The organism is Variovorax sp. V35, assembly GCF_041154465.1.
In the GTDB taxonomy this organism is placed as follows: domain Bacteria; phylum Pseudomonadota; class Gammaproteobacteria; order Burkholderiales; family Burkholderiaceae_C; genus Variovorax; species Variovorax boronicumulans.
In genome coordinates, this window is sequence record NZ_AP028666.1 from 6,907,086 (window position 1) to 6,931,303 (window position 24,218).

The 24,218-nt window shown below is 68.5% G+C and carries 20 protein-coding genes; 11 read left to right on the top strand and 9 right to left on the bottom strand.

Going from position 1 to position 24,218, the window contains the following annotated elements:
- The 4 genes from ACAM42_RS31970 to ACAM42_RS31985 all read left to right on the top strand — a co-directional run bounded on the left by ACAM42_RS31970 (window position 1) and on the right by ACAM42_RS31985 (window position 4,740).
- On the top strand, window positions 1–1,065 hold the full coding sequence (locus ACAM42_RS31970; RefSeq protein WP_062473892.1) for a branched-chain amino acid ABC transporter permease: 1,065 nt from the start codon (window positions 1–3) through the stop codon (window positions 1,063–1,065).
- 68 nt (window positions 1,066–1,133) lie between these two features.
- Window positions 1,134–2,465 (top strand): ABC transporter substrate-binding protein, encoded by a 1,332-nt coding sequence (locus tag ACAM42_RS31975; RefSeq protein WP_062473894.1) that lies wholly within the window; start codon window positions 1,134–1,136, stop codon window positions 2,463–2,465.
- Window positions 2,466–2,633: 168 nt separating this feature from the next.
- Window positions 2,634–3,446: an ABC transporter ATP-binding protein gene (locus ACAM42_RS31980; RefSeq protein ID WP_062473897.1), complete on the top strand. Its 813-nt coding sequence runs from the start codon at window positions 2,634–2,636 to the stop codon at window positions 3,444–3,446.
- Between the two features lie 46 nt (window positions 3,447–3,492).
- Window positions 3,493–4,740: a phenylacetate--CoA ligase family protein gene (locus ACAM42_RS31985; protein ID WP_369630546.1), complete on the top strand. Its 1,248-nt coding sequence runs from the start codon at window positions 3,493–3,495 to the stop codon at window positions 4,738–4,740.
- A gap of 75 nt (window positions 4,741–4,815) precedes the next feature.
- Here ACAM42_RS31985 and ACAM42_RS31990 read toward each other — a convergent pair whose 3' ends face one another.
- Both ACAM42_RS31990 and ACAM42_RS31995 read right to left on the bottom strand, forming a co-directional pair.
- A complete protein-coding gene (locus tag ACAM42_RS31990) occupies window positions 4,816–5,727 on the bottom strand; it encodes a hypothetical protein (RefSeq protein WP_369630547.1) in 912 nt (303 codons plus the stop codon).
- A gap of 78 nt (window positions 5,728–5,805) precedes the next feature.
- The gene (locus ACAM42_RS31995; protein ID WP_369630548.1) at window positions 5,806–6,990 is read right to left on the bottom strand and encodes a M48 family metalloprotease; all 1,185 of its coding nucleotides are present in this window, start codon (window positions 6,988–6,990) and stop codon (window positions 5,806–5,808) included.
- Window positions 6,991–7,194: 204 nt separating this feature from the next.
- Between ACAM42_RS31995 and ACAM42_RS32000 the strand changes: the two genes are divergently transcribed.
- Window positions 7,195–8,169: a tripartite tricarboxylate transporter substrate-binding protein gene (locus ACAM42_RS32000; RefSeq protein WP_139700556.1), complete on the top strand. Its 975-nt coding sequence runs from the start codon at window positions 7,195–7,197 to the stop codon at window positions 8,167–8,169.
- An 80-nt stretch (window positions 8,170–8,249) separates the two neighbouring features.
- Here ACAM42_RS32000 and ACAM42_RS32005 read toward each other — a convergent pair whose 3' ends face one another.
- Window positions 8,250–10,376, bottom strand: coding sequence for a carboxypeptidase regulatory-like domain-containing protein (locus ACAM42_RS32005; protein WP_369630549.1), 2,127 nt, complete (start codon window positions 10,374–10,376; stop codon window positions 8,250–8,252).
- A gap of 181 nt (window positions 10,377–10,557) precedes the next feature.
- Here ACAM42_RS32005 and ACAM42_RS32010 point away from each other — a divergent pair, with 181 nt between their 5' ends.
- Window positions 10,558–11,541, top strand: coding sequence for a helix-turn-helix transcriptional regulator (locus ACAM42_RS32010; protein ID WP_095747138.1), 984 nt, complete (start codon window positions 10,558–10,560; stop codon window positions 11,539–11,541).
- A 63-nt stretch (window positions 11,542–11,604) separates the two neighbouring features.
- Here ACAM42_RS32010 and ACAM42_RS32015 read toward each other — a convergent pair whose 3' ends face one another.
- Window positions 11,605–13,737, bottom strand: coding sequence for a PQQ-dependent dehydrogenase, methanol/ethanol family (locus tag ACAM42_RS32015; protein WP_369630550.1), 2,133 nt, complete (start codon window positions 13,735–13,737; stop codon window positions 11,605–11,607).
- Window positions 13,738–13,880: 143 nt separating this feature from the next.
- Here ACAM42_RS32015 and ACAM42_RS32020 point away from each other — a divergent pair, with 143 nt between their 5' ends.
- Window positions 13,881–15,134 (top strand): helix-turn-helix domain-containing protein, encoded by a 1,254-nt coding sequence (locus ACAM42_RS32020; protein ID WP_369630551.1) that lies wholly within the window; start codon window positions 13,881–13,883, stop codon window positions 15,132–15,134.
- Between the two features lie 4 nt (window positions 15,135–15,138).
- Here ACAM42_RS32020 and ACAM42_RS32025 read toward each other — a convergent pair whose 3' ends face one another.
- From ACAM42_RS32025 to xylF, 4 genes are all read right to left on the bottom strand, one after another.
- On the bottom strand, window positions 15,139–16,293 hold the full coding sequence (locus tag ACAM42_RS32025) for an ROK family protein (protein ID WP_369630552.1): 1,155 nt from the start codon (window positions 16,291–16,293) through the stop codon (window positions 15,139–15,141).
- Between the two features lies 1 nt (window position 16,294).
- Window positions 16,295–17,098: an ATP-binding cassette domain-containing protein gene (locus tag ACAM42_RS32030; protein ID WP_095747145.1), complete on the bottom strand. Its 804-nt coding sequence runs from the start codon at window positions 17,096–17,098 to the stop codon at window positions 16,295–16,297.
- Window position 17,099: 1 nt separating this feature from the next.
- Window positions 17,100–18,290, bottom strand: a complete 1,191-nt coding sequence (locus ACAM42_RS32035; protein ID WP_369630553.1) for a sugar ABC transporter permease — start codon at window positions 18,288–18,290, stop codon at window positions 17,100–17,102.
- Between the two features lie 136 nt (window positions 18,291–18,426).
- On the bottom strand, window positions 18,427–19,455 hold the full coding sequence (gene xylF / locus ACAM42_RS32040; protein ID WP_369630554.1) for a D-xylose ABC transporter substrate-binding protein: 1,029 nt from the start codon (window positions 19,453–19,455) through the stop codon (window positions 18,427–18,429).
- Between the two features lie 476 nt (window positions 19,456–19,931).
- Between xylF and ACAM42_RS32045 the strand changes: the two genes are divergently transcribed.
- From ACAM42_RS32045 to ACAM42_RS32055, 3 genes are read left to right on the top strand one after another with little or no spacing between them, the layout of a single operon-like run.
- Complete coding sequence (locus ACAM42_RS32045) at window positions 19,932–20,954, top strand: thiamine pyrophosphate-dependent dehydrogenase E1 component subunit alpha (protein WP_369630555.1); 1,023 nt, start codon at window positions 19,932–19,934, stop codon at window positions 20,952–20,954.
- The gene (locus tag ACAM42_RS32050; RefSeq protein ID WP_099793780.1) at window positions 20,945–21,907 is read left to right on the top strand and encodes an alpha-ketoacid dehydrogenase subunit beta; all 963 of its coding nucleotides are present in this window, start codon (window positions 20,945–20,947) and stop codon (window positions 21,905–21,907) included. Before ACAM42_RS32045 ends, ACAM42_RS32050 begins: the two co-directional genes overlap by 10 nt.
- A gap of 24 nt (window positions 21,908–21,931) precedes the next feature.
- Window positions 21,932–22,381, top strand: coding sequence for a MarR family winged helix-turn-helix transcriptional regulator (locus ACAM42_RS32055; protein ID WP_070062984.1), 450 nt, complete (start codon window positions 21,932–21,934; stop codon window positions 22,379–22,381).
- Here the strand turns inward: ACAM42_RS32055 and ACAM42_RS32060 are convergent.
- Window positions 22,369–23,136, bottom strand: coding sequence for an SDR family oxidoreductase (locus ACAM42_RS32060; protein WP_062474843.1), 768 nt, complete (start codon window positions 23,134–23,136; stop codon window positions 22,369–22,371). The genes ACAM42_RS32055 and ACAM42_RS32060 overlap by 13 nt on opposite strands.
- Before the next feature lie 123 nt (window positions 23,137–23,259).
- On the opposite strand from ACAM42_RS32060, the gene ACAM42_RS32065 reads away from it, so the two are divergent.
- A complete protein-coding gene (locus ACAM42_RS32065) occupies window positions 23,260–24,189 on the top strand; it encodes a LysR family transcriptional regulator (RefSeq protein ID WP_369630556.1) in 930 nt (309 codons plus the stop codon).
- The last annotated feature ends 29 nt before the right edge of the window (window positions 24,190–24,218 follow it).

Below are 24,218 nucleotides of genomic sequence, written 5' to 3' on the forward strand. Positions count from 1 at the left end.
ATGTTCTACAGAGAAAACGGCCAGTTCAAGTCGAGCTACCGCGCCGACCAACAGATCTTCCCGATCGCGCAGGACCGCCTGGCGATCCTCGTGCTGCTGCTCGTGGCGTTCGTCGTGGTGCCGATGGGCGTCTCCGACTACTGGATGCGCGCCATCCTCACGCCCTTCCTGATCCTGTCGCTGGCGGCGCTCGGCCTCAACATCCTGGTCGGCTACTGCGGCCAGATCTCGCTGGGCACCGGCGCCTTCATGGCGGTGGGCGCGTACGCGGCCTACAACTTCCAGGTGCGCATCGACGGCATGCCGCTCATCGCCTCGCTGCTGCTGGGCGGGCTGTGCGCCACGGTGATCGGCGTGCTGTTCGGCATTCCGAGCCTGCGCATCAAGGGCCTGTACCTGGCGGTGGCCACGCTGGCCGCGCAGTTCTTCACCGACTGGGCCTTCCTGCGCATCCAGTGGTTCACCAACAACTCGTCCTCGGGTTCGGTGAGCGTGGCGGGCCTGAACGTGTTCGGCGTGCCGATCGAATCGCCGGTGCAGAAGTATTTGTTCTGCCTGATCTTCGTGGTGGTGTTCGCGCTGCTCGCCAAGAACCTGGTGCGCAGCGCCATCGGCCGCGAGTGGATGGCGATGCGCGACATGGACGTGGCCGCCGCGGTGATCGGCATCCGCCCGGTGTACGCCAAGCTCACGGCCTTCGCGGTGAGCAGCTTCATCGTCGGCGTGGCCGGCGCGCTGTGGGGCTTCATTCACCTGGGTGCGTGGGAGCCGGCGGCCTTCAGCATCGACCGTTCGTTCCAGCTGCTGTTCATGGTGATCATCGGCGGGCTCGGCTCGATCATGGGCAGCTTCTTCGGCGCCGCCTTCATCGTGCTGCTGCCGCTCTTTTTGAACCAGCTGCCGGGGTGGCTGGGCTTCTCGATCTCGACCGCACTGGCCTCGCACCTGGAGACCATGATCTTCGGCGCGCTGATCGTGTTCTTCCTGATCGTGGAGCCGCACGGCCTGGCGCGGCTGTGGTCCACGGCCAAGGAAAAGCTGCGGCTGTGGCCCTTCCCGCACTGACAGGTTCTGGTTCGTTGTTGTTCGTTCGTAAAAACCCGGCACCGAGGTGCCCACAAAAGGAGACAGGCATGACACTGAAATCGCTCGCTCTGACCGCCGCCCTGGTGGCCAGCACCCTCGGCGCGGCCTTCGCGCCTTCGCTCGCGCAGGCCCAGGCCAAGGAACAGTTCTTCCCGCTGCTGGTGTACCGCACCGGCCCCTACGCGCCCAACGGCACGCCCTGGGCCAACGGCAAGCAGGACTACATCAAGTACATCAACGCCACCGGCGGCATCAACGGCGTGAAGATCACGTACGAGGAATGCGAAACCGGCTACGCCACCGACAAGGGCGTGGAATGCTACGAGCGCCTGAAGGGCCGCCCGGGCGTGACGCTGTTCGACCCGCAGGCCACCGGCATCACCTTCGCGCTGACCGACAAGGTGCCCACCGACAAGATCCCGCTCATCACGCTGGGCTACGGCCTGTCGGCCTCTCAGGACGGCGGCGTGTTCAAGTGGAACTTCCCGCTCATGGGCTCCTACTGGACCGCGGCCGACATCCTGATCCAGCACATCGGCAAAAAAGAAGGCGGCATGGACAAGCTCAAGGGCAAGAAGATCGCCCTCGTGTACCACGACTCGCCGTTCGGCAAGGAGCCGATCCCGCTGCTGCAGGAGCGCGCCAAGCAGAACGGCTTCGAGCTCTCTCTGATCCCCGTGACCGCACCGGGCGTGGAACAGAAGTCGGCCTGGCTGCAGGTGCGCCAGTCGCGTCCCGACTTCGTGCTGCTGTGGGGCTGGGGCGTGATGAACTCCACCGCCCTGAAGGAAGCCGTGGCCACGGGCTACCCGCGCGAGAAGATGTACGGCGTGTGGTGGGCCGGCGCCGAACCCGACGTGAAGGACGTGGGCGCCAACGCCAAGGGCTACAACGCGCTGGCGCTGAACACCTCGGGCACGCAGCCCAAGGTGATCCAGGACATCCTCAAGCAGGTGCACGACAAGGGCCAGGGCACGGGTCCGAAGGACGAAGTGGGCTCGGTGCTCTACACGCGCGGCGTGATCATCCAGATGCTGACCATCGAGGCCGTGCGTCGTGCGCAGGAGCGCTTCGGCAAGGGCAAGGTCATGACCGGCGAGCAGGTGCGCTGGGGCATGGAGAACCTCGCACTCGACCAGAAGAAGCTGGACGCACTGGGCTTCTCGGGCGTGATGCGCCCGGTGAGCACCTCGTGCCAGGACCACATGGGTTCGACCTGGGCGCGCGTGCACACCTGGGACGGTGCGAAGTGGGGCGGCATGTCCGACTGGTACGAGGCCGACAGCCAGATCATCAAGCCGATGGTGAAGGCAGCCGCCGACAAGTACGCCGGCGAGAAGAAGCTCACCCGCCGCGAAGCCGCGGATTGCCAGTCTTGAGCTAACCCCCAGGCTACGCGCACTTCGTGTCGCTTCTCCCCCCCCTTGCAGGGGGCAACACCAGCGGCCCGGCAAAGCCGGTTCCGCGGTGTTCCCCGAAGGGCGGTGGGTCAAGCGGGTATCTGAAAGAACAGCGTCGTTGTTCTTTCGAATGCTTCGGACCACACCATGAGCGAACCCAAGATCCTTCTCAACGTCAACGGCATCGAGGTCATCTACAACCACGTGATCCTCGTGCTCAAGGGCGTGTCGCTGACCGTGCCCGAAAGCGGCATCGTCGCGCTGCTCGGCGGCAACGGCGCCGGCAAGACGACCACGCTGCGCGCCGTGAGCAACCTGCTCGCGGGCGAACGCGGCGCCGTGACCAAGGGCACCATCGAGCTGCGCGGCGAGCGCATCGAGGCGCTGTCGCCGGCCGAGCTGGTCAAGCGCGGGCTGATCCAGGTGATGGAAGGCCGCCACTGCTTCGCCCACCTGACCATCGAAGAGAACCTGATGACCGGCGCCTACACGCGCACCGATGGCAAGGCCTCGGTGCAGGAGACGCTGGAGAAGGTGTACGCGTATTTCCCGCGCCTGAAGACGCGCCGCACCTCGCAGGCGGCCTACACCTCGGGCGGCGAGCAGCAGATGTGCGCCATCGGCCGCGCGCTGATGGCCAACCCGACCATGGTGCTGCTCGACGAGCCCTCGATGGGCCTGGCGCCGCAGATCGTGGAAGAGGTGTTCGAGATCGTCAAAGACCTGAACACCAAGGAAAAAGTGACCTTCCTGCTGGCCGAGCAGAACACCAACATGGCGCTGCGCTATGCCGACTACGGCTACATCCTGGAGAACGGCCGCATCGTGATGGACGGCGAGGCCAAGAGCCTGCGCGAGAACGAGGACGTGAAGGAGTTCTACCTCGGCGTGGGCGGCGCAGACCGCAAGAGCTTCCGCGATGTGAAGAGCTACAAGCGCCGCAAGCGTTGGCTGGCCTGAAGTACCCACCCCAGAGCGAACGAATCGATAGACGAAGGGTACGGACATGAACGACCACTACGACCAACTGGAAATCCGCGACCCCGCCGAACGCGAACGTGACCTGCTGGCCGCACTGCCCCGGCAGATCGCGCAGGCACAGACTGCAACGTCCGCCTTCACGAAGATCCTCGACGGCGTGAAGCCCGCCGACGTCACCTCGCGCGAAGCGCTCGCGAAGCTGCCCGTCACCCGCAAGTCGGAACTGCTCGAGCTGCAGAAGGCGCGCCGCGCCGACGACCCCTTCGGCGGCTTTGCGTCGATCGTGCGCGGGCCGCGCATGCCGCGCATCTTCGCGAGCCCCGGCACCATCTACGAGCCCGAGGGCGAGGCGCGCGACTACTGGCGCACCGCGCGGGCGCTGCATGCGGCGGGCTTTCGCAGCGGCGAGCTGATCCACAACAGCTTCAGCTACCACATGACGCCGGCCGGCTCCATCATGGAAAGCGGCGCGCATGCCATGGGCTGCACCATTTTCGCGGGCGGCACGGGCCAGACCGAGCAGCAGCTCGAAGCCATCGTCGACCTCAAGCCCGACGGCTATGCGGGCACGCCGAGCTTCCTGAAGATCCTGCTGGAGAAGGCCGAGGAAAAGGGCCAGAAGCTGCCGTGGTTCACCAAGGCGCTGGTGTCCGGCGAGGCCTTTCCGCCCAGCCTGCACGACTGGATTGCCGCGCACGGCGTGCAGGGCATCCAGTGCTACGCGACCGCCGACCTGGGCCTCATCGCCTACGAAACCAGCGCGCGCCAGGGCCTGGTGATCGACGAGGGCGTGCTGGTCGAGATCGTGCGCCCCGGCACCGGCGACCCGGTGCCCGACGGCGAGGTGGGCGAGATCGTGGTCACCACCTTCAACCCCGACTACCCGCTGGTGCGCTTCGGCACCGGCGACCTCTCGGCCGTGCTCGCGGGCACCTGCCCCACGGGCCGCACCAACAAGCGCATCAAGGGCTGGCTCGGCCGCGCCGACCAGACCACCAAGGTGCGCGGCATGTTCGTGCACCCCTCGCAGGTCGCCGAGGTCGTGCGGCGCTTTCCCGAGATCGTGCGCGCGCGGCTCGTGGTGTCGGGCGAGATGGGCGACGACCAGATGACCTTCAAGCTGGAATGCGCCGGCGCCCCGGCCGGGCTCGACGCACGCATTGCCGACGCGGTGCGCGAAGTGACCAAGCTGCGCGGCACCATCGAACTGGTGGCGCCGGGCACCCTGCCGAACGACGGCAAGGTGATCGAGGACGCGCGCAGCTACAAGTAGGGGCGCTGCACGGGCCGCTGCAGGGGGCTTTCACATGGCCCTCTTGCACACTGTCCTTTGGATCCTTGGCTTTTCTCAAAGTGAAGAGATCACCTCAACGATGGCGCTCTCCGTTGGTACGCGCTTCACTGATCCTGTCGCTGGGTCATACAGGATTACAGCTTTGCTCAGGGCGAAAACGACTCGCCCGCGTATTTCGGTATCGCCTTCTGTGAATTTGATGGAGACGCACTGCGCAGTCTCCGGTTCTTCTTTCTTTGCTGCTTCATCGGGCCACTGCGGACGGATCAGACGTTGGTATCGATTCCTTACAGGATCACAAGCCTTAGGCCCGACCACGTACCGATCAATATGCGCCTCGCCCGCAGTCATTCCCAGGACCAGGACAAGCGCCAACGCGACGGCCATCAAGACAATGATGGCGACCCCAGCCAACATCACGAACGGTGTCACGGCAATGCTTACTGGCAACCACCAAGTCTGCTTCAACGCAACGAGAAAGCTGGGCGCCTTGTTGTTCGATTTGGACGCCGAGGACGACGTAGCGGATGCGGTGTCGCGTCCAGCCCGCTTGCCGCGTCGAGACAGAAAGACTGCAAAAACCGGCCAAGCCACTAGCAGGAGGATCGCCGCGGGGACCGTGCTCTTCAACACTTGGCCGTAAAGAGAAAAGCTCTTGAAGGCCTCAAGTCCCCTCGAGACAATCTGAAGAATCACCCACGTCGACAAGTCAAGCATATCCATTGTCGAATCGATCAACTGGGCACGAGGCATCCCAAACCGCCCCTCTGCAGAAAGCGCGACCCCATAGCCGAGTAGCGCGAGCAAGACCCCAAAGATAGAAATTGTCGTCAGGAGGCTTGCAACACTGAAGACGAATCCGCCGCCTTCGCTCCCTGCGGCTTTCTGTACCTGCGGCGTTGGCGCCTGATCTGCGTCTATCCCTCTTGGTACGGCCGGTTGCCGCGGCTGTTTGCCGTTGCCCATCAAATTCTCTCCCGTTGTTTTCAGATTGAAAGACGGAACCCATCGGGCGCCGGCCTCGCTCCCTCTCGCTCCCTCTCGCTACTTCTTGCAGCTCGCCGGCAACGCCTTGTCCTTCAACCCCTCACCCGCGCTGCAATGCCACGCAATGCCCCGGTCGGTCGACGACGGCTCCATGCGCAGCGTGCCCTTGGGCGTGGCCACCTCCACCACCATGCTGTCTGGGTCGAGCGTGAGGGTGGCGCCGTTGGGCAGGTTCTCCGGCTGGCCGACGGCGGCCAGGGTGTCGGGGATCTCGGCCTTTTCTTCATAGTGGCGCGTGAGCGCGTTGCGCACCGGCGCGCCCTCGGACCAGGCCTGCGCGACGACGGCGCGGGTCTGGTACTCCTGGTAGGCCGGGATGGCTGCAGCCGCCATGACGCCGATGACAGCCACCACGATCAGCACACCCGCTGCGCCGCCACCCGCGCGCCCGGCGTAGGGCACGAAGAGCGCGAGCAGGTACGCCACCGGGTTGCGCTCGGGCAGCTTGGCGCCCGGGTCGATGGCGCGCGCGACGCGCTTGGTGAGCCAGGGGTAGCCGCCGATGAGTTCGTGGAACGAGCCCCAGAAGCCGCGGTTGCCGGCCGACTGGGCGGCGTAGCGCTGCAGGTTCACGTTGCGCCACTGCTGCGCGCCGGCGGCCAGCGCGACCAGCGCGCGCGGTGCGGAGTCGACCTCGCGGCAGCAGGCGGCGCCGTGCAGGTCGCAGGTGTATTCCTTGGCGCGCGCATAGGCCGCGCCCAGGAGCGGCAGCCAGAGCACGGGCGCGCGCCAGATGTGGCCCGTGAGGTGGCCGCGGCGGATGTGGCCCAGCTCGTGGCCCATGTAGAAGTGGATGCCGTCGGGCTGCGCCTCCATGGCGTCGACCACGTCGGACAGCAGCACCACGAAGTTGCGGCCGAAGAAGCGCGTGGCGAAGGCGTTGAACATGCCGTCGCCGTGCAGCAGGTAGGCCTCGGGCGGCTGCGCGATGCCCAGGCGGGTGCAGCAGTCGACGAAGCGCGCGTGCAGCTCGGGCAGCTGCTGGGGCGACAGCTTCACGCCCGTGCCCTTGATCCAGGCGATGACGGCCGACTGCGCGAACACGTAGCCGATGAAGCCCAGCAGCACGTACAGCAGCGCGATGCCCAGCGTGCCGACGACGATCAGCGTCCAGGCCAGCAGGCCCAGAACGAGCGTGAGTTTGCCGAGCCAACGCTCGCGCGGATAGACCCAGGGATCCATTGGTTTCTTCTCCTCGATGCCGCCCGTCGGGCTGGCCTGTTTGTGGTTGTCATCACCCCGGCGCGGGTGCGCGGGACGGGCGTGATCATGCCCCAGCATGGGGCGAAAACGGTGACATTCCTAAGGGCTATTCGGTATGGGTCAGCCCCCGGTCAGCCGATAAGATCGCGACCCTTTCCATTTAAAAACTCCGTCGGAGACATCATGAAGAAACTGTTTGCCCTCGCGGCGATTGCCGCGGCCGCCGTCGGCGCACACGCCCAGGATTTCCCCGCAGGCAAGCCCGTGACGCTGGTGGTGCCTTTCTCGGCCGGCGGCCCGACCGACCGCGTGGCCCGCGACCTGGCCGAATCGCTGCAGAAGACGCTGGGCACGACGATCATCGTGGACAACACCGCCGGCGCCGGCAGCTCGATCGGCACCGCCAAGGTGGCCCGTGCCAACCCCGACGGCTACACGCTGCTGCTGAACCACATCGGCATGTCGACGATGCCGGCGCTGTACCGCAAGCTGCCGTTCAACGTCGAGAACGACTTCGAATACCTCGGCATGGTCAATGAAGTGCCGATGACGCTCATCGGCAAGCCCGGCCTGCCCGCCAACAACTACAAGGAACTGACGACCTGGATCAATGCCAACAAGGGCAAGATCAACCTGGGCAACGCCGGCCTGGGCGCCGCCTCGCACCTGTGCGGCCTGCTGTTCCAGAGCGCGCTGAAGATCGAGATGACGCCCGTGCCGTACAAGGGCACCGCGCCGGCCATCGCCGACCTGCTGGGCGGCCAGATCGACCTGCTGTGCGACCAGACCACCAACACCACGTCGCAGATCGAGGCCAAGAAGGTCAAGGCCTACGCCGTGACCACCGCCAAGCGCCTGACCACGCCCGCGCTGAAAGACCTGCCCACGCTCGACGAGTCGGGCCTGAAGGGCTTCGAAGTGTCGATCTGGCACGGCGTGTACGCCCCCAAGGGCACGCCCGCGCCGGTGCTGAAGAAGATCAACGAAGCCATCAAGGCCGCCATGAAGGACCCGGCCTTCATCAAGCGCGAAGAAGGCCTGGGCGCCGTGATCACCACCGACAAGCGCGTCGAGCCGGCCGAACACAAGAAGTTCGTCGCGGCTGAAATCGCCAAGTGGGGTCCGATCATCAAGGCCGCCGGCGTGTACGCGGACTGATCCTTTCGATCTCCCATCGAAAAAGCCGCCGACCCGAAAGGGCCGGCGGCTTTTTTCATGCGGTGACAGCAGGAAAAGAATCAGGGAGGCGAGTAGGTCCACGCCTCGAAGTTCTTGCGCACATCGACCTGGCGCGCGGTGCGTGCCGTGAAGATGAAGCTGCTGACCGACGAGCCCTGCGCGTATTGGTAAGCGTTGTTGCCGACGCTCACGCAGTGGTTGTCGCTCGGCGAGTTCACCGGCTGGCAGTAGATGACGGCCTTGCGCGCCGAGGTGCGCACCGTGATCGAATCGGTGAAGCGGTTGTTGTTCGGGCCACGGCCGGCCACCAGGAAGGTGGTCGGGGCGTAGGCGCCGTTCGGCACCGACCAGCCGTCGAGGTTGCCCTCGGCGCTGAAGTCGATGTTGTTGGCGCTGGGGTCGGAGGGAACCGGCGCGCCGAACACGATGCCGCGCGGAACGCCGTCGATTTCCGACATCAGCTCGGCGCGCAGGGCCGGCGTCATTTCCACGGTCGGCAGTTGCACGGCCTCGGCGAGGGTCGGCGCGCGCGAGAAGGTGCGCGCGTACTGCACCGGGTTGGTCCCGCCGGCCGCCAGGAAGAACTCGAGCTTCCAGACCGCCTGATCGGGAATGGCGCCCAGCTGCGTGTCGTCGAACTGCGGCGAAGCGAAGAGATTGCCGGGCTCGATGCTGCTCGGGTTGCCGCCTTGCGCCGGGTCCACGTAGCGCGCGGCCATGCGCCACAGCGAGGAGTTCAGCGCGCCGTTGGCGGTGCCGTCGGTGGTGAGCACCAGGGTGGTCAGCCCGGCCCGGGGCACGAGGACCAGTTCACGGCCCGGCAGCGCGGACGAGGTGGCCACCACCTTCGTGAAGATCGAGTCGCCGTTGCCGTCGAGCACGTTGTCCACCGACACGTTGTAGCCCGCAGCGTGGTACTTCAGGTTCGCGTGCTTGAGGAAGTCCTTCAGCTCCTGCTGCGGGCGCACGGCGGCGCGGTAGGCGTTGCTGTTGCCGGTGAGCTTGAGCGCGCCATTCACGATCCTGGCGTTGAACACATCGTTGTCGGTGTTGCCCACGCTGTCGGTCCAGCGGTAGGTGAGCGCGATGTCGCCGCCCGGGTGGAAGTATTCGAAGTTGCCGCGGTCGTGCTTCAGGTTCGTGGGGCCGAAACGGAACAGGCTTTCGAAGGGCCGGCGCGGGCCGCTCGACGCGCGGCCGATGTGCAGGCCGGCCGCGACGAAGCTGGCCGGGTCGTCGCCCACGAACAGCGTGCGGCAGGCCGGCGCGACCACGTCGGCGGCCTCGCCGAAGGCGTTGCCGTCGGAGCCGATGGTGCTGTCCACGCGCTCGTTCAGCGGCAGCGCGTAGCAGGCGTTGAGGCGGTCCAGCAGGTCCTTGACCATCGCCGGCGTGGGCGGCTGCACGAGGGCCGCGGCATCGACCGCGGGCAGCGGCGCGATGCTGCTCTCGCCGGTGCGAAAGACGATGGACACGGGCGCGCTCTCTTCGCTCGCGGGCTGCGCCTTGACGGTGATCTCGATGTTGGCGGCGGTGCCGTCGGGGCGCACCGACACGTTCAGCGTGTCGAGCACGCGGTCCTGTCCCGTGCCGTTGGCCTGGAAGGTGCCGCTCATCGGGTCGATGCTGGTGTTGAGCGCGTCCAGCAGCGGCTTGAGCGCGGCCACGAGCTTCGCCACCTGGTCGCTGATGGCGCCCGGCGTGACGGCGCCGGCATCGGCCTGCACCGCGGCGGCCAGCTTGGCGGGGTCGCCGTTGGGCGAAAGCTGCGCCACCACCACGGTGGTCAGCGGCGTGACGTTGGTGGTGCCGGTGGCGGTGCTGGCGGTGGTGCTGTAGAGCGTGAGGTCGTCGCGCACGGCCTGGATCACCAGCGGCGCCTTGGTGCCCGCGGGCAGCACGCAGCTGTAGGTGCCTTCGGCCGGCACGGTCACTTCGCAGACCTTGGCGCCGGTCTGGTCGAACACGGTGAGCGCGGCGCCGGCAAAGGCCGCGCCGGTGGCCACGGTGCCGCTCAGCGTGCCGGGCGATTCGGCGGCGGGCGGCGTGCCGCCGTTGCCGCCCGTACCGACGGGGAATGCAAAGCCACCGCCGCCTCCGCCACCCCCACCGCCGCCGCAGGCGCCGAGGATCAACAGGGTGGCAAGGGACAGGGCGTGGGGGATTCTGGAGGTGGGGTGAGGCATCGTGGGTCTCTCGAAAAGGGAAAGGGCCTGGTCAGCAACCGAGGGCGCTGCAAACAATAGCTTTCGCTTTTGGAAATCAAATGATGCAAATGCACCATTCTTGAAACCGCGCGGCCGAGCCCCGCGCGCGTCACCGGAACATGGGATGGGCATGCGGCGCCCGGGCTGGAAGACTCCCCGCATGACCTTCACGGCCGGTGTCCCGCGCGACTTCAGCGACCTCCTGTTGCGGCTGTACCGCCTCTCGCACGAGCTGCCCATCGACGCCTTCCAGGACGCCGCGCTCGACCTCCTCAAGCCCGTGCTGCCCTTCGACTCGTCGATGTGGGGCACCGCCACCCGCACCGACCACGGCATCGACATCCACACGATCCACCTGCACAACCAGCCGCTCGAGATGGTCACGGCCTACGAGCAGGTCAAGCACATGGACACGGCCGCCGGCGAGGTGGCCAAGCAGTCGAACGCCACGCTCGCCTTCAATGCGCAGGCGTGGTTCTGCCGCGACGACCAGGCCGCGCTGCGCGACTACGGCCGCCGCTTCGAGCAGGCCAACTTCTTCATCACCTCGGATTCGAACCCGCAGACGAGCTTCGTCCACTGGCTCAGCCTGTTCCGCGCCGACCCGGAAGCCCACGGCACGGAGGAAGAGCGGCAACTGCTCGCCAGCCTCGCGCCGCACGTGATGCAGGCGCTGGCGCTGAACCGCGTGATGCACCTGGACCGCCTCGAAGCGGGCAGCGCGTCGCCCGGCGGCTCGGCCATCGGCGACCTGCGCGGCGTGCTGTACCACGCCGACCGGCTGTTCGAGGCGATGCTGAAGGCCGAGTGGCCGGCCTGGCACGGCCGCACGCTGCCCGATGCGCTGCTGCAGCACTTCCTGCAGGGCCACGCGCGCTTCAACGGGCGCGAGATCGTGGTCACGCACCGCGTCGAGCAGCGCCTGCTGTTCCTCAAGTGCCGCCACCGCTGCCGCGCCGACAGCCTCACGCCGCGCGAGCACACCATCGCCGAACTGCTGGCGCGCGGCGACACCCACAAGGAAGTGGCCGCCATCCTGAACCGCTCGCCAGCCACGGTGCGCAACCACATCCAGTCGATCTACGACAAGCTGCAGGTGGGCAACGTGGCGGGGTTGATCCACGAGCTGCGGCTGGCGGGCTGACCAGCGCCCTGCCCAAAAGAAAAGGCGCCGTCGGCGCCTTTTCTGTTTGAGTCCGCGTGCGCCCTACTTCGGCCGGATCGCGTCCGCCGTGCCCTGGATGAAGGCCTTGATGCTCTCGATGTCGTCGCCCGAGAGCTTGCCCGTGAAGTCGGGCATGCCGCGCGACATGGCCGGGCCCTTGAGCACGAACTTGTCGAGGTTCTCGATGTAGGCCGGGTCGAGGTAGCCCAGGTTCGGGATGTTGCCGCCGCGGTCCACGCCCGGCACGCCGTGGCAGAACACGCAGTTGCTCACGTACAGCATGGTGCCGGCCTGGACCTTGGCGGGGTCGTACTTCACGCCCTGCACCAGCTTGGCCATGCGGTACTCGACGAAGGCGGGCATCTTGGCCGTGCCGCCGACCGCGAAGGTGTAGACCGTGCCCGGGCCCTGGCGCTCGGTGGCGCGCTGCGCCAGGCCGTACACGCCGCCCCAGCCCACGGCCACCGACACGTACTGCTTGCCGTCCACCATGTAGGTCGCGGGCGCCGCCACCACGCCGGTGCCGGTGGGCGTTTCCCACAACTTCTCGCCGGTCTTCGCGTGGTAGGCCACAAGGCGCCCGTCGGCCGTGCCCTGGAACACCAGGTCGCCGGCGGTGGTCAGCGTGCCGCCGTTCCACGGCGAGGCATAGTCCACGCCCCAGGCTTCCTTCTGCTTGATGGGGTCCCAGGCCACGAGGCGGCCGAAGGGCTTGCTCGTGGGCGGCTCGACGTTGGCGAACTTGCCCAGGTTCCAGCCCAGCGCCGCATGCGGGCGCCCGGGTGCGTTCTCGTCGAACTTCCAGGCCTTGTCGTCCATCAGGTTGATCGGCACGTGCTGGGCGGGCAGGTAGGCCAGGCCGGTCTGCGGGTTGTAGGACATCGGGTGCCAGTTGTGCGCGCCGAACGGGCCCGGGATGCTGTCGCCCGGCTTCTCGTTCTGCCGCGCGGCGGGGACCTCGATGGGCCGGCCGTTCTTGTCGTAGCCCGTGGCCCAGTTGACCGCGACGAAGTTCTTCGCCGAGATGAACTTGCCGTTGGTGCGGTCAATGACGAAGAAGAAGCCGTTCTTGGGCGCGTGCAGCAGCACCTTGCGCGCCTTGCCGTTCAGCTTGACGTCGGCCAGGATCATCGACTGCGTGGAGGTGTAGTCCCAGTTGTCGCCGGGCGTCTCCTGGTAGTGCCACTTGTACTTGCCGGTGTCGGGGTCGAGCGCCACCACCGAGCCCAGGTACAGGTTGTCGCCGCCCTTGGGGCTGCGCGCCTTGGCCGCCCAGGGCGAGCCGTTGCCGGTGCCCACGTACATCAGGTTGAGCTCGGGGTCGAAGGCGAAGCTGTCCCAGGCGGTGCCGCCGCCGCCGGCTTCCCAGTACTTGCCGCTCGGGTCCCAGGTCTTGGCGGCGCGCGCCATCGACTCGTCTTCGAACGGCTTGCTCGGGTCGCCGGGCACCACGAACCAGCGCCATTTCTGGTCGCCGGTCTTCGCGTCGTAGGCGGTGACGTAGCCGCGCACGCCGTACTCGGCACCGCCGTTGCCGATGATGACCTTGCCCTTGAACACGCGCGGCGCGCCGGTGATGGTGTAGCTGCCCTTCTGGCCGTCGATGGTGTTCTTCTCCCACACCTTCTGGCCGGTGGCGGCGTCGAGTGCGATCAGGCGGCCGTCGTAGGCGGCCACGTAGACGCGGCCCTCGTACAGCGCCACGCCGCGGTTGACCACGTCGCAGCAGCCTCTGAAGCCCTTCGTGCGGTCGACCTGCGGATCGAAGGTCCAGATCTTCTGCCCGGTGCGCGTGTCGATCGCATGCACGATGCTCCACGAGGCCGTGACGTACATGATGCCGTCGACCACCAGCGGCGTGGCTTCCACGCCGCGCGTCGATTCGAGGTTGTACGACCAGACCAGCCCGAGCTGCTTCACGTTGCCGGTGTTGACCTGGTCGAGTTTGCTGAAGCGCGACTCGGCGTAGTCGAGCCCGTAGCTGGGCCAGTCGGGCGTCTTCTTCGCCGCGTTGGCGCGCACGAAGTTGCCGTCGACGCGCTTGGCGGCCGCGCCGGCGCGGTCCTGCGGGCTGGCGGCCGTCTGGGCCAGCGCCGGGGCCGCCAGGCCCAGGCACAGCAAGGCGCCCGCAAGCAGGCGCCGCCCGGAAAGAGGCTGTGTCGTTGTCGTCTTCATCGGGGTCTGTCTCCTTCTTCGTTCTGCCCCAAGGATCGTTCGCACGGCATCGGCCTTCACCCCCGGGATTTCCCCAATCAAGCCTTGTTCCATTGCGGAACACATTCGAGAGGGTCCCTGAACCCGGAAGAGGCGGCGAACCCATGGCGCTCGACAGGCTCGGCACGGCGGATGCGCCGCGCCAACTCTTTGCCAGCACGCCGGCACAGCGCGTGGCGCTGGCGCGGCAGCAGTTTTTCGAAGAAGGCGTGCGCCCCTCGGGGCTGGTCGGCGAGGCGGTCATCCAGTCGTGGATGCGCTGCAGCCGCACCCACGCCGACCGGCAGCGCGTGGTGGCCTTCGACGCCGTCACGCCCAGCCGGCTGCACACCACGCTCGCGCGCAACCGCGAGCTGCTGGACGTGGCGCGGCACGAGCTCGTGCAGATGGAGCACATGCTCGCGGGCACCGACTGCCGCGTGATCCTGACCGACCGCGATGGCGTGGTGGTGCACGTCACCAGCCAGCCCGCCGGCACGCACCAGCCCGTGCTGCGCCAGACCGCGCGCCTGGGCGTGAACATTTCCGAGCGCGTCGTGGGCACCACGGCGCCGGGCATCGTGGCCAGCACCGGGCAGGCCTGCACTGTCGACGGCGCCGAGCACTACTACGACGTGCTGTGCCACATGCAATGCGCCGCGGCGCCGATCCGCGACGTGAGCGGCCGGCTCGCGGGCGTGCTCGACCTCACGGTGGAGGCGCGGCGCTTCGGCTTCGACGCGGCCTCGATGGTCGCGCTGCACGCCACCATCATCGAGAACCGGCTGCTGCAGGCGCAGTCGCGCGACCACCTCATCCTGCGCTTCCAGGCCAGCCCCACGCTGCTGGGCACGCCGCTCGAGGCGCTCGCGGGCATCGCGCCCGACGGCACCATCGCGTGGCTCAACAACGCCGGCGCGCGGCTGCTGGGACGGCTGCCCGAGGCCCCCGACGACCGCGACGTGGAATGCCTGCTGGGCCACGACCTCGCGAGCCTGCTGCGGCTGGGCCGGCGCGAGGCCGCGCAGCCGCTGCGACTGGCCAGCGGGCTCGGCGTGTGGATGCAGGCGCAGCTCAAGGGCGCGGACGGCGCGGACTTCCGGCACGCGGTGGCGATGCCGGACATGGCGAGCGCACAGGCCGATGCGCCCGTGGCGATCGACGTGCAGACGCAGCCGCCCGTGGCTCTTGCACCCGTCAGCGAAACACCACCGACCGAAACCCTGCGCGAGCACAGCCGCAAGCTGATCGAGGACACGCTCGCGGCGCATGGCGGCAACGTGTCGCAGGCGGCGCGGCAGCTGCGCGTGTCGCGCGGCACGCTGTACCGGCGGTTGCGCGGCTGGCGCGACGACGACAGCAGCGCGGCAGCGGACTGACGGCTCAGGCGCCGGCGCGGGCCAGTGCGCGCGCGCGGCGCGCCTTCGCATCGGGCTGCAGCGGCCGCAGGTAGTCGTGCAGCGCCAACGCCGCCGCCCCCACCGCGGGCGCGAGGGCTTCGTAGCGCGCCGTGCGCAGTTCCGGCGCAGGCATGCCGGCGCGCTCCGCATGGCCCATCACGCCTTCGAACGCAGCCTTCGCGAACTCCGGATGCTCGGCGCAGACCTTGCCCCCGAGCACGATCGCGCGCGGGTTGAAGGTGACCCACAGGTTCTGCAGCAGCACGCCGAAGAACGCAGCGGCGCGCGCCATGTCCGCGCCCTCGCGCGCCAGCACGCGCGAACCGAAGAAGGCCTCGGCGCAGCCGCGCCGGCCGCACGAGCACAGCGGCCCGTCGAGCTGCAGGATGGTGTGGCCGATCTCGCCGGCCATGCCTTGCGCGCCGGTGAAGAGGCGGTCGTTCAGCACCACGCCCGCGCCTACGCCGACGTCGCTGTTGACGAAGATCAGCGGGTCTTCGCCTTCGCCCGCGGCGAACTCGTACTCGCCGAGCGCGGCGGCATCGGCATCGTTCTGCAGCTGCACGGTGACGCCCGGCAGGCCCGCCGCGGCCAGCGCCTTTTCGAGCGCGGGCAGCAGGTTCACGTTGCGCCAGCCGAGGTTGGGCGCGAAGCGCACGACGCCCGTGCAGTCGTCCACCGCGCCCGGCACGCACACGCCGATGCTCGACAGGCGCAGGCCGCGCTGGTCGAGCTGCGCGTGCGCCGCCGCCGCCATGCGCGCAAGCTGCGCGCACACGCGGGCGGGCTCACCGTCGTCCAGCGGCTCGGCCTGCGCGTGCAGCACCTCGCCCTGCAGCGAGACGCACACGAGGCGCAGCGTTTCGACGGCGATCTCCACGCCCATCAGCGCGCGCACGCCGACGTTGATGCGCAGCGGCGTGGACGGCCGCCCGAGCCCATCGGCCACGGCGGCGCCCGATTCGCTGAGCCAGCCTTCGTCGAGCAGCTCGCGCACCAGCAGGCTCACGGTCGACTTGGTGAGTCCGCTTTCACTCGCGAGGCGCGCGCGCGACAAGCCCGGCTGCGCGCGCAACAACCGCAGCAGCACGCTGCGGTTCAGGCGCTTGAGCAGCTGCTGGTCGCCGATGGTCTTCATGTCATGCCGCTGCGGTGGCCGCGGTTGCTGCGTGGTGCGCCTGTTCGCGTCCCTCGGGCCGCTTGCCGGCAATGATCATCCCGAGCACTTCGTCCTCGGTGACGTCGGCCGTGCGGTAAGTGCCCACGAGCTTGCCGTTCTTCATCACCGCGAGCCGGTCGCTCAGCGAGAACACGTCGGGCATGTCGTGTGTGATCAGGAAGATGCCGACGCCGTCGTCCTTCAGCTGCTTGACCAGGCGCCCGACCATCGCAGTCTCTTCGGGGCCGAGCGCGGCGCAGGGCTCGTCCATGATGAGGATGCGCGCATTGAAGTACAGCGCGCGCGAGATCGCCACCACCTGCCGCTGCCCGCCCGACAGGCGCCGCACCGGGATGCGGATGTTGGTGAAGTTCTTGTTCAGGCGCTGGAACACCTTGCGCGCCTGCACTTCCATGAAGTGGTCGTCCAGCGTGTTCCACGCCGTCATCTTCTCGCGACCCAGAAAGAGGTTCGCCACCGAGTCCAGGTTGTCGGCCAGCGCGAGCGTCTGGTAGATGGTCTCGATGCCCTGGGCCTGCGCCTCGGCGGGCGTGCGGATGTGGACCTTCTCGCCCGCAATGAGCGTGTCGCCCGAATCGATCGGGTAGGCGCCCGCGAGCATCTTCATCAGCGTGGACTTGCCCGCGCCGTTGTGGCCCAGGAGCGCGACCACCTCGCCGGGGTAGAGGTTGATGCTCACGCCGTCCACGGCCTTCACGCCGCCGAAGGCCTTGCGAATCTCGCGCAGCTCGACGAGCGGTTTTGTCTTGTCGATGTCGGCCATGTCAGTTCTCCCCGAACTTGCGGCGGTAGAGCACGTCGAACACCACGGCCACGATCAGCACCTGGCCGATGATCACCATGCGCTTGCCGATGGGCACGTCGAGCAGCAGCATGCCGCTGTCCAGCGACTGCATGATGAGCGCGCCCAGCACCGAGCCGAAGATCGAGCCGCTGCCGCCCGCCAGCGCCGTGCCGCCGATGACGGCCGCGGCGATCACGTACAGCTCCATGCCCGTGCCCAGCGAGTTGGTGCCCGCGTTGAGCCGCGCGATCGACACGATGGCCGCCACCGTCACCAGCACCGCCAGCAGCGCGAACAGCATCAGCGTGACGCGCTGCACCGGAATGCCCACCAGCGCCGCCGCGTCGGGGTTACCGCCCATCGCGAACACGTAGCGGCCGAAGCGCGTGCGGTGCACGATGAACGACAGCACGATCGCCACCGCCGCCCAGATCAGCACCGGAATCGGAATGCCCTGCGGCTCGCTCTTGGACGAGATCTGGTAGCTGTTCATCACCCAGGCGAAGCCGATCACCACCGCCACCGGCACGGCCGTGAGCAGCACGTCGAGCCACAGCGCCTCGGTCGGCATGTCGTAGCGCTGGCGCGCGCGGCGCTTTTGCACCATGCGCCCGAACAGCACCAGCGCCACCAGCCCCGCGAGCACCCAGCTGGCCGTGACGCCGATGCCGCCGTCGTAGCCGCCGCCCAGGCGCTGGAAGAACTCGTCGTTCACCGGCTGCGTCTTGCCGTCGGCCACCAGGAAGGCCGCGCCGCGAAACGACATCAGCCCGCCCAGCGTGACCACGAACGACGGCACGCCCAGCACCGCCGTGAGCCAGCCCTGGTAGATCGACACCAGCAGCGCCACCGCGAGCCCCGCGAGGCAGGCCGTGGGCCACGACCAACCCGAGGTGTACTGCAGGTAGGCGATGAGCACGCCGACGAAGCCCATCACCGAGCCCACCGACAGGTCGATGTGGCGCGCCACGATGATCAGCACCATCACCGTGGAGACGATGCCGACCACCGCCGTCTGCTGCGCGACGTTGTAGAGGTTCTCGGGCGAGAGGAACACGCCGCCTGACATGATGCTGAACGCCACCGCCATCACGGCCAGCAGCACGCACATCAGGAGCAGGCGCAGGTCGATGCCGGTGCGGCGCCACCAGCCGGGTGTTGGATCGCTCATTTTTCAGACCCCCTCGGGACGGACTACAGGTGCGCAACCGCCCGCCGGCGGGCCCTTGCGGGTCGGCCGGAAGCCATGTTGCGAAGAGATGGAGGGCGCGTTCAGCGGGAAGCTGAACGCGCCAGTGGTTGCGGCGTTACTTGCAGGCCGCGGGCGCGTTTGCGCCCGAGACGCCCTTGCAGAGCTCGTCCTTCTTGATCCAGCCGGCCTTGACGATCACGTCGAGGTTGTCGCGCGTGATCGGCACCGGCGTCAGCAGGCGCGAGGACAGCGAAATCTTCTTGGCACCGCCGGCCCAGGGCGCGGCCTTCTCGACCGCCTTGCCGGCCGCCAACGAGACCGCCGCCGTGGCGGCTTCGCGGCCGAGCTCGCGCGAGTCCTTCCAGATCGTCGCGGTCTGCGTGCCCAGCGCCACGCGGTTCAGCGCGGCGAAGTCGGCGTCCTGGCCCGACACCGGAATGCCGCGCAGGCCCTTGGCCGTGAGCGCCGCCACCGCACCGCCGGCCGTGCCGTCGTTGGCCGCCACCACCGCGTCGACCTTGTTGCCGTTCTTGGTGAGGATCTGCTCCATGTTCTTCTGCGCGACCTCGGGCTTCCAGCCTTCGGTGTATTCGTCACCGACGATCTTGATGTCGCCCTTCTTGATCGCGGCGTCCAGCACCTCCTGCTGGCCGGCGCGCAGGAAGTCGGCGTTCGGGTCGCTCGGCGAGCCCTTGATGATCACGTAGTTGCCCTTGGGCTTGACCTTGAGCACCTCGCGGGCCTCCATGCGCCCGACCTCGACGTTGTCGAAGGTGATGTAGAACACGCCGGGCGCTTCGATCAGCCGGTCGTACGCCACCACCGGCACCTTCTGCCGCGTGGCCTTGGTCACGGCGGGCAGGATCGCGTCCTTGTCCATCGCCAGCACGATGAGCGCCTTCGCGCCCTTGGACATCAGCCCCTCGATGTCGCCCAGCTGCTTCTCGGGCGAGCCGCCCGCGTCGGCGCTGATGTACTTCGCGCCGAGTTTTTCCAGCTGCGCCTTGATCGCGGCCTCGTCGGTCTTCCAGCGTTCTTCCTGGAAGTTGGACCAGCTCACGCCGACCACGGTCTGCGCCATCGCGCCCACGGCCGTGAGACCGAACGCCAGGGCGGCCAGGGTGTGTTTCGTTGTCAGTTGCATCGGTGTCTCTCCTCAGAACGGTGGGCCGGGGTAGTTAGTTTGAGTGGCGAACTAACTATCCCATCGGCGGAGGGTTCCGGGCACCCGGGAATTCCCGGACGGCGCTGCCGCTCCAGATACAAATGGAAAACTCTGGGGACAGTTTCCGGACAAGCCCCCTGTTATCCACAGCGGAAACTCCCGCGCCCAAGTTGTTCCTGTTTTGATAGCACCGCGAAAGCACAGGAGCACACAGTGTCCGGGGTGTGACAAGTTGTTGTCAGGCAAGGGAAAAAGTGCCCTGTCCACAGGGCGGGTTTACCCTTATCTACTACTACTAACTTAAATAAGAAGAATAAATAGAGAAGAGAGCAGGAAGCCCGCGCCCGAAAAAGAGGCCGGGCGGGGGGGGGCGAAGGGTTAGCCCGGTAGGTCGAATCCGTCTCGGTTGATACGATTTTTCTCAAAGCGCCGATCCCCAGGGCGTTGGAGACAAGATGGACCCGAGCAACCCCCCAGGCGCCGGTGAGGCGCTGTACCGCGTCATGGTGCGCATCCGCGCCTTCGAGAACGCCGCCGAAACCGCCAGCCAGGGCGGGGTCAGCGCCTACGGCCAGCAGGCGGGCGGCGCCGCCAAGGTGCGCGGGCCGCTGCACCTGTCGACCGGGCAGGAAGCGGTGCCGGCGGGCGTGTGCGCCCACCTGCGCGCGAGCGACTACCTCACCTCCACGCACCGCGGCCACGGCCACACGCTGGCCAAGGGCGCGGACCTCACGCGGATGATGTGCGAGCTGTTCGGCAAGGCCACGGGCTTCAACGGCGGCAAGGGCGGCTCGATGCACATCGCGGACTTCTCGGTGGGCATGCTGGGCGCCAACGGCGTGGTCGCGGCGGGCTTGCCGATCGCGGTCGGCGCGGCGCATGCGCAAAAACTCTTGAAGCGCAGCGACGACATCACGGTCTGCTTCTTCGGCGACGGCGCGATCAACCGCGGCCCGTTCCTCGAAGCGCTGAACTGGGCCCGCGTGTACGACCTGCCCGTGCTCTTCGTCTGCGAGGACAACCGCTGGAGCGCCACGACCGCGAGCGGCCCGATGACGGCCGGCGACGGCGCCTCGGCGCGCGCCGCGTCGATGGACATCGCGGCCACGCAGGTCGACGGCAACGACGTGTTCGCGGTGCATGCGGCCGCGGCACGGCTGGTGGCCGAGGTGCGCAGCGGCGCGGGGCCGCGCCTGCTGCACGCGCTCACCTACCGCGTGAAGGGCCATGTGTCGGTCGATCTCGCGGCCTACCGCGACCCGGCCGAGCTGGCCGCCGCGCTGGAGACCGACCCGATCGCGCGCGCCCGCGGCCACCTGCTGGACACCGGCGTGGCCACCGCGACGCTGGACGCCATCGAGAACGCCGCGCGCGACGAGGTGGACACGGCCCTGGCCGTGGCCGACGCGGCCCCCTGGCCCGAGGCGAGCGCCGCCTTCACCGACGTGCAGACCACGGGAGCAGGCCAATGGCTGTGACGACGCTGAGTTATTCCGAAGCCGCCGTGCGCGCGCTGCAGCAGGAGATGGACGCCGACCCGCGCGTGGTCGTGCTCGGCGAGGACGTGGGCCGCGGCGGCATCTTCGGCCAGTACAAGGGGCTGCAGCAGCAGTACGGCGCCGAGCGCGTGATCGACACGCCGATCAGCGAGGCCGCGATCATGGGCGCCGGCGTGGGCATGGCGCTCGCCGGGCTGCGCCCCGTGGTCGAGATGCGCGTGGTCGACTTCGCGCTGTGCGGCATGGACGAGCTGGTGAACCAGGCCGCCAAGAACCGCTTCATGTTCGGCGGCCAGGGCCGCGTGCCGTTGGTGGCACGCATGCCGGGCGGCATCTGGGACGCGTCGGCGGCGCAGCATTCGCAGTCGCTCGAGGCCTGGTTCGCGCACCTGCCGGGCGTGGTGGTGGTGAGCCCCTCGACGCCGCAGGACAACCACGGCCTGCTGCGCGCGGCGCTGCAATGCGGCGACCCGGTGGTCTACATCGAACACAAGACGCTGTGGGGCCTGCGCGGCGAGGTGGACGACACGCTGGTCGTGCCGCTGGGCCAGGCGGCGCGCGTGCGCGAAGGCAATGCGCTCACGCTCGTGAGCTGGAGCAAGCAGATGCAGCCTTGCGCCGCGGCCTGCGACGCGCTGGCGGCCGAGGGCATTGCGGTGGACCTGATCGACCTGCGCACGCTGTGGCCGTGGGACCGCGAGACGGTGCTGTCGTCGTGCGCGCGCACGGGGCGGCTGCTGGTGGTGCACGAGGCGGTGCAGGCCGCGGGTTTCGGCGCCGAGATCGCCGCGAGCGCGGCCGAGGCCACGGGCTGCCGCGTCGCGCGGCTGGGCGCGCCGCGCATTCCGGTCGGCTACGCGCCGGTGCTGGAGGCGCAGTCGCGCGTCGGCGTGGACGCGATCGTGGCGGCGGCGAAGAAGCTGGCCGGCTGACACGCAAGAAAAATACGAACGGCCATGGACCCGCTCTTCTTCAAGCTGGTGCGGGTCGTCAACCTCACGGCGCGGCCGTTCCATGAGCGCGTGGGGCGCGAGCACCAGCTCACGCTGAACGAGTGGCGCGCGATGGCCGTGCTGGCCGCGCAGCCGGGGCTCAGCGCCACGCAGGTCGCCGACCTCACCGGCCTGGACAAGATGGCCGTGAGCCGCGCGCTGGCGGGCCTGAAGCGCCACCAGCGCGTGCAGCGCCGCAGCGACCCGACCGACCAGCGCTGCAGCCGCCTGTACCTCACGGCCGCCGGCAAGGCGCTGCACGCCACCGTCGGCGCGCTGGGCCGGCAGCGCGAGGCCGAGCTGTTCGCGGGCGTCGATGCGAGCGAGCTGGCCCGCCTGAGCGACACGCTCGACACGCTGATCCGCGCGGTGGAGCGCGCGCCCGACTCAGGCACTGCCGGTCAGACCGTGTAGCCGCCGTCCACGCTCAGGTTGGCGCCGGTGACGAAGCCGCCGTCGGGGCCCACGAGGTAGGCGACCATGCCTGCGATTTCTTCGGCGCGGCCGTGGCGCGGCAGCACCATCACGTCGTGCATCGAGGCCGCGCGCGGGCCGGTGGCGGGGTTCATGGCGGTGTCGATGGGGCCGGGCTGCACGTTGTTCACGGTGATGCCGCGCGCGCCGAGGTCGCGCGCCAGGCCGCGCGTGAGGCCGACGATGGCGGCCTTGCTCATCGCGTAGACGCTGGCGCCCGCGTCCAGCACGCGCTCGGCGTTGATGCTGCCGATGTTGACGATGCGGCCCGTGCCGTCGCCCATGTGGCGCGCGGCGGCCTGGACGGCCACGAAGGTGGCGCGCACGTTGACGTCGATGGTGCGATCGAAATCTTCGAGCGAGAAGGTGTCGAGCTCGCCGCCGAGGTACACGCCCGCGTTGTTCACCAAGATGTCGAGCCGCTCGAAGGCGCGTGCGCCCTGGGCAATGGCGGCCGTGAGCGCAGCGGCGTCGCCGGCGTCGGCACGGATGGCCAGCGCGCGGCCGCCGGCGGCCTGGATCTCGCCGGCGAGCTTGTCGGCCTCGGCCTGCGCGCTGACGTAGGTGAAGGCCACGGCCGCGCCGTCGCGGGCCAGCCGGCGCACGATGGCGGCGCCGATGCCGCGCGAGCCGCCGGTGACGAAGGCGACCTTGCCGGCCAGGACGGGGGAAGAGGACACAGAGGTGGATGCCATGATTTTTCCGATCAGTTGGAGGAGGAAGGCCTTCAGTGTCGGAATTCCATTCCCTTTGCAGTAGCCATCAATCGGCCCGATCAGATTCAACCCAAAGTTGAAGATGGGCGCCAGAATCGCGGCATGGAACCGCTCAATCACCTCGAATCCTTCGTGCAGAGCGCCGAGGGCGGCAGCTTCTCGGCGGCCGCGCGGCGCCTGGGGCTCACGCCTGCGGCGGTCAGCAAGAACGTGGCGCGGCTCGAGGCGCGGCTGGGCGTGCGGCTGTTCCAGCGCAGCACGCGCCGGCTCACGCTGACCGAGGCCGGCGAGCGCTTCCTGGCGCAGGTCGGCGGCGCGCTGGCCACGCTGCAGGACGCGGTGGCCGGCCTCGCGCAGGACGACGGCCAGCCCTCGGGCACGCTGAAGGTGAGCATGGGCCAGGCCTTCGGGCGCGAGCATGTGCTGCCGTTCATGGGCGACTTCCTGGCGCGCTACCCGGGCATCGTGCCCGACTGGCATTTCGACAACCAGCAGGTCGACCTGGTCGGCGAGGGCTTCGACGCGGCCATCGGCGGCGGCATCGCGCTGTCGCCCGGCGTGGTGGCGCGCGAGCTGGCGCGCATCCACGTGGTGGCGGTGGCGGCGCCGGCCTACCTGGCGGGGCGCGCGCTGCCCGCGCACCCGTCCGAGCTGGCGCGCTTCGATGTGCTGCTGCGCCGCTCCTCGCCCACGGGCCGGCTGCGGCCCTGGACGCTGCGGCACGCGAGCGGCGAGGAAACCATGGTCGAGTTGCCGCAACGCCCGCGCGCGATCTTCAACGACCCCGAGGCGATCGCGCAGGCGGCGCTGCTGGGGCTCGGCGTGGCGATGCTGCCGATGCCTTTCGTGGAGCGCGGCCTGCGCAGCGGCGCGCTCGTGCGGCTGCTGCCCGGGTGGTACCAGGATTCGGGCGCCGTGTGGATCTACTACCCGAGCAAGAAGCTGCTGCCGCCCAAGACGCGGGTGTTCGTCGACTTCGTGCTGGCGCGCTTTCGCGAGGCGAAGTTCGCGCAGCGGATGCAGGTGGGCTGAGCGGCGATGTCCATCGAAGGCCGGGGTTT